Raw genomic sequence first — 5,934 nt, forward strand, 5'->3', positions numbered from 1 at the left:
TGTGTTGGTGTCAGTTAAGATTTCGTAACAATAAGTACTCGATTACTTGGTGCTATTTCGTTAGCCTCATACTCATTAACTTTAAAGTTACGCCGTCTTATTACATGTCTAGAAAATCTCGCTGTCTTACCTTTACGCTTGCGCACAACACTTTCTTCTTGGGCTGCGCTATCTGCTGTAAGATTCCATAAAGCGTTGTTATTCATCTTAGCTCCCTAAGTGTTATGTCTTTTCGACCTGAGATTCAGCTGCCAAATCCTTCTTCAGGCATACCAACTCTAGCCTCAACGATACCAAAATTGAAAGTATGTAACAAATAGGTTCCGTTATTGTGGCGTAAGAACTAGCCATCCTTCTATTTTCAAACATTGAGCTCTTATTAACGTAGACGTTAAGTATGCATGCACATTGGTCGTCTAGTTTTCTAGGCCACTTAATTGAGTCGTCTTCGGGTTCGATTTCTTCCGGGATACTGAGATCAAATCTACTAAGAGGTATCGAAATTATAGAACCCGCAGAGTCAAACTGGTAGTACCTTCTCAAATCACTTTTAAACTTCTCATTTAGATAGGGACTGTGACTTGGTGACTTTTGAAGTTTTTCTAAAACCATATCCAGACCTTCAAACATATCCGGTAGATAGACCAATCGATTAAGGGAGCGAGCTAATGGAGCTCCGTGTAGGTTGGGTTGTTTAGGTGGATCATCAGCAGGTGATTCATTGGAATACGGAATGCAAAGAGGGGGATGAGGTTCTTTATTAGTTTGTTCAGGTAATGAGACGCTCAGGGATTGTTCGTTTATCATCACATAATCACATCGTTCTAGTTTCGCTTTCCAGTTGTCATTGAATAAAAAAAATGGTGACTGTTCGATAGCTTCTATATTTAGTTCATAGGGACCGTCGTCAATTGAAACTCTATTTTTTTCAAATGTATTCAGAAGCTTATGTGACGATACAATATTTAGTAAATTAGCATTGTAATAAATGTTAATTTCTGACGAATCATGCCAATTTTTGGCCACATCCGCCATCGCTTTCATGCAACCCGTTTTTGCTTTTTTTAAGTTACTTTCAAAAATATCGATAAATTCATCGATATTTTGACTATTTTCAGAGAGTTGTATGTTTAATTGCTCCCAATCAGCTAAGCATAAATGCAACTCAACCATGAGAGAGTTTATATGTGTTGACGCTGTCTGTGCTGCGATTATAGGAGGTGAAGCTAGTCTCTCTTTTTCTTTTCTTTGCTGGGAAAATAAATGTAAAAGCCCACCAATAACTACCAGTGACATTGAAAGTACAACTAATGTTGTTTGCCATCCCAAGGGGCTGCTTTCAAACCACTGCTCCTTGAGGGTATTACTAGCTACCGATACTGCTGTTGCCCAACAAATGCTCAATATAACAAGGGCTACATGACCATAACCACTGCTAACAGCATTTCCAAGAGCAACCACTATCTTAGAATTTTTGTATGTGCATATCAGATAAATAGCAAAAACTGTCAATACTATTAATAAGTAAAGCGCATTTGTGTGGGTAAATAAATCCAATTTAATGTTTGAGGTGCTGGCGGCGGAGCTTACAGTATTCACTTCAGTTCCATTAGGAGTTATACATTAACAAAAATATAGAAATTCAATTTAAGAACAGATTGTTGATATGCATTATTTTATAAATAAAAAAAAACAATGATTTATCATCATTTTGCTCTGTGTTTGATTAGAGCATGTAATCGAAATCACCGTCTAGTTCAGGTTTTGGCAACTCTACATTCCTTGTCGCCTACGCCTGAGTCACCACCGTTAACCAATTGGTACACAACTCGTAAGTGAGCCGAGCACGAGCATTACTGTTGATGAAAAAGTCAATCTCAATGCTAACGCCATGATTGATGGATCGATTTCAATGGTTAGTTTCATAGTTACCCCTTTTTATGTTTAGGAAAAAAAAGCTGATTGACCCGTCATAGATACAGAGTTACCCGACAAGGAACTCTAACCTACTAAGGAATTTCGCTACCTTAGGACTAAAAATCTCTTTCTAGCCGCCGTTTACTTCTTTCATCTGCTGTGCAAAAGCAAGCATCTGAATCGAAGCAACCGCAATCAATAAGCTTTTATAACTAATGTCTTGACCACGCCTACATTGGTTGGGATTACCGCAGACTTCAACAAATCCTTATGTTGCGCATATCATATTAATGCATAACAAGGACATTTGGAATTTTTAATTGAACTTGATGGAATTTGAAGCGTCCCCAACCAACTCAGCAACATTAGCACTTACCTCTCGCAACCTACTCGAAGCTAAGTGAGCATATCTTGTACTGGTCTGTGGCGACTGATGTCCCAGCAAATGCTGAACATCATAGAGCGTTGCATTACCACTATTGATTAAAATTGAAGCAAAGCTGTGCCTCAAATCATGAATTCGGAAGTTGTCAGTAATCCCGGCAGTTTTCTTGATTCGAGCAAATGCCTTCTTCGGATGGGCGATAGGTCTACCGGGTGCATCTCCGGCAAAGATATAGGGGTTCTTCGGTTGTTGAAATCGTCGTTGATCATGGATGATTTCCTTGGCTAGATGGTTGAGAAGGACCGTTCTCGACAGTCCCGACTTGGTGTGAGGTAGAAATAAGCTCCAATTGCCGTCGTCGTCGACGGTAAGACACTCCCATTTCGAACTGGTAATCTCCCCGATTCGCATCCCTGTTAGTAGCGCAAATTTCAATGCATTGGCTTGGGTGCGATTCGGTTCTTCGTTACATGCCTTGATGAAGGCAGAAACCTCAGCTCGTGATAGGAATCTCTGTCTTACGTTGTTTTCCTTCAATTTCCTGATGTACTGACCGGGATTAGAATCAACATAGCCCCATTCCATTGCTAACCGGAACATACGAAGAACTAAGGACCTCAGACGGTTCACCGTTGCAGGCTTTCTTCCCTCTAGTAATCCATCAAGTAATTTCTGAATGTCCTGCTGACCGATATCAGTGAGAGGCTTCTTACCCCACTTTGGATAGAAATGGAGCTTGAGACTACCCGCATCACTTTTAGCGGTGAGCTTATTCATCATGGCGTATGGTAAGTAATGTAGCTCCGCGAACTCCTGAAACGTAAGGACGTTGCGCTTTTCGTCTCGAATAGCCTTGGGGTCATTACCGAGAGCAATTTCCCGTTTATGGTCATTGGCAATCTGGCGAGCAGTGTTGATGTCTAGCGCTGGATACTCACCTAGTTGTATTGATTTTTTAACCCGATTGTAGGTGTACCTAAAGAGGAAACGCTTCCTCCCCTGACGGTTAATTATAAGCTTGAGCCCGCTACACAACTCGTCGGTATATTCAGTTTCCTTACTTTTGGTTGTCGGCGGCGTCGGTGGTAGTGAGTCGAGTTGGCGTTTATTGAATTTGAATTTTCGGGATTGCATCACTGCCTCCTTAGTCATTCTCGATGGAGAAGTATTGGCGTAATTCGGTGAGGAGTGTCTTAGGCATCAGTAGGTAAATGCCCTTGCCAGAGTCCTCGACAATGCTCAGGGTGAGTACGGCGCCGTACTCCAGATCGTCTTTGAATTCGGTGTAGGTAAGTGCTCGCTTTAGCATTTCGATATCGTCGACGACGACGGCAGAGAGTTCGGATTTTGATGTGAGGAACCAGAGTTCACATTGCAGTTCATCCCATGTTTGTTGGGTTTCCGCATCATCGTGAAATGGTTCAGTGAGTATGGATTTGATTTGTTCTTGTAAGGTTATGGTGATTGGTAAGGTTGAAATATGTTGAAGATTAGTTAGCTTAATCATAATTAACTCCATGATTATCAGTATCATAGTTTTAATATGTGTTTAATTTACAACCTAGTTCGGTAAGCTTTTTCGTGTACTTTAATTCTGGTACACGACTTTCCTTTATCCTCAAAAATTCGTGAAAGACATGAAAGAAATATTTATAGACGAGTATGTTAGCGAAACAATTTATAATCATGACAATGAGTATTACCTCGCTGCGCAGACTCTTTGTGGTAGTGGTATACCTCATACAGCTCCCGTTGCCACGTGTTACGCATTTTCTATTGAGTTATTTAATAAAGAGTTTAAGTGCCACCAAGAAGATCACACACATAGTCAGCATGTCTTATAAGCTTACTGACGAAACCTTGCTAAAGCCCAAGGGACCGGGTGCCGGACATAACTTGTTAGCATTGTTTGATTGCTTACATGCAGATACGCAAAAGGGCATCGTAGAAGCATGTGAGGTGCACTGAATTAGAGGGGGGATTTTGTTTCTGATTTAAAAAGAAATAGTACAGTTTTTTTCCGATTGGCGTTACCAATATGAGGGTAAGACAAATGTTCTAGAAACTACGACGTTGTCTAGCATTGCGGCAGTACTACGTAAATACGTGCACACAAGGCTTAAAGAGCAGTATGGATTAACTTAAACTCCCGGTTATTAGGAGTTGCCACTCCCAAATTAGTCCCGTCTTATTATCGGCAGAACTAAGTCGTGCTATCGTAGTTGAATTTGTTAGTTCTATGAATCGGTTACCATGTACTTATAGTGTTTATTACTGGGCCAATCGCCTAGATAAAATCTGTTATCATGGTTAGGCTGTCTATCAACATATGAACGTTCAGTACTAGGAGAATTAGCCTTGAAGATATTTGTTTGCAGTAGAACTGATGATGCAGAGAGTGCTACCAGTGTTTTGGACTCTCTACTGACGGCTTCAGAGGACTCTATAGCGATCATTCGAGAAACTGAACATTCTGACAATTGGAAAGATAAAGTTGAAAAACACTTTAAGGAAGTTGATTTTGTCATTTTTCTAATCGGGAAAGATACTTTTAAAAGTGATCCGATGAAGTGGGAATACGCCAAAGCTAAGAGCCTAAATAAACAGATTATTGGTATAAAACTCCATAATGCCAGCGAAGATTCCGTTCTCTTTTGTCAAGGCTTTCCAGTATTTAGAGAGACCAGTAACTGTTGGAAATACTTAGAAAAAACTTACGAAGAAGATCGTCAACTTCTTCTAGAACAATACAAAATCATGGTTGGTTCTACAGAAAAAGTAACCGATCAAAGAATGAGGGTTAACAACTTATTTTTTACCGTAACATCTTCTATTCTTTCTCTCTCTCTTGTTGTAGGTAAAGCTCTCGAATTTTCAGTTATAGGCGCTTTAGGCATGTTAATGCTGGCTTCTATGGCCTTCATGGTCACATTTCTTTGGGAAAAGCTTGTGCGTTCATATGGCAAGTTGAACACAGGGAAGTTTGCGGTCATAGACCAGATCGAGAAGCAACTCAGAACAAATATGTTTGAAAATGAATGGAACATTTTACAAAAGCAAGTTGGTTATACCTCTAATACCGAAACAGAAGCGACTGTTGTTAGTCGATTTAGAGTGTTTGTATCCGTCGTTATTGCATTAGAAGTTATATATGTGATTTCTAAAGTAGATTGGAAAGTCACAGTCTCCTATATTGAACAATTAATATGCAAATAATAGAAGTGAGACAAGTCCTATGCCAAAAAGAATTTTTACTAGCTTTGCTATCGAAGATGAACGCATGAGGGATCTTTTTGTCGGCCAAGCTAAAGCCGAAAGGGTTCCTTACGAATTAGTAGATATGTCAGTGAAACAGCCATGGAGCAGTTCTTGGAAAACTCAATGTCGAGCGAGAATTAAAGGTTGTGATGGGGTAGTAGTTCTGATTACTAAACATCTGAAAAATGCTGACGGCGCTCTTTGGGAAATTAAATGCGCTAAAGAAGAAAATATCCCCTTGATTGGGGTATATATCGGTGATGCAACTACGAATGATGCACCTTTAGAGTTAAATGGTGTAAGAAAAATATCTTGGACGTGGTCTGGTATTAAAACTTTTGTAGATGCATTGTAATAACAGTTCCTCCATACCC

At 40.0% G+C, this 5,934-nt stretch carries 6 protein-coding genes; 2 read left to right on the forward strand and 4 right to left on the reverse strand.

Annotated features, from left to right (window positions below; all coding sequences use genetic code 11):
- Nucleotides 1–14: 14 nt before the first annotated feature.
- From NL626_RS22805 to NL626_RS22820, 4 genes are all read right to left on the reverse strand, one after another.
- A complete protein-coding gene (locus NL626_RS22805; protein WP_253657768.1) occupies nt 15–206 on the reverse strand; it encodes a hypothetical protein in 192 nt (63 codons plus the stop codon).
- Nucleotides 207–222: 16 nt separating this feature from the next.
- Nucleotides 223–1,599 carry a hypothetical protein gene (locus tag NL626_RS22810; RefSeq protein ID WP_253657769.1) on the reverse strand — a complete coding sequence of 459 codons (1,377 nt, stop codon included), beginning with the start codon at nt 1,597–1,599 and terminating at the stop codon, nt 223–225.
- A 634-nt stretch (nt 1,600–2,233) separates the two neighbouring features.
- Nucleotides 2,234–3,436, reverse strand: coding sequence for a site-specific integrase (locus tag NL626_RS22815; RefSeq protein ID WP_253657770.1), 1,203 nt, complete (start codon nt 3,434–3,436; stop codon nt 2,234–2,236).
- Between the two features lie 10 nt (nt 3,437–3,446).
- On the reverse strand, nt 3,447–3,809 hold the full coding sequence (locus tag NL626_RS22820; RefSeq protein ID WP_253657771.1) for a hypothetical protein: 363 nt from the start codon (nt 3,807–3,809) through the stop codon (nt 3,447–3,449).
- A gap of 851 nt (nt 3,810–4,660) precedes the next feature.
- Between NL626_RS22820 and NL626_RS22825 the strand changes: the two genes are divergently transcribed.
- Nucleotides 4,661–5,518, forward strand: a complete 858-nt coding sequence (locus tag NL626_RS22825) for a TIR domain-containing protein (RefSeq protein WP_053807542.1) — start codon at nt 4,661–4,663, stop codon at nt 5,516–5,518.
- A gap of 19 nt (nt 5,519–5,537) precedes the next feature.
- Nucleotides 5,538–5,915, forward strand: coding sequence for a TIR domain-containing protein (locus tag NL626_RS22830; RefSeq protein WP_253657772.1), 378 nt, complete (start codon nt 5,538–5,540; stop codon nt 5,913–5,915).
- Nucleotides 5,916–5,934 lie beyond the last annotated feature (19 nt).

This window comes from Vibrio sp. Y58_MX_L22 (assembly GCF_024181865.1).
Taxonomy (GTDB): Bacteria; Pseudomonadota; Gammaproteobacteria; order Enterobacterales; family Vibrionaceae; genus Vibrio; species Vibrio alginolyticus.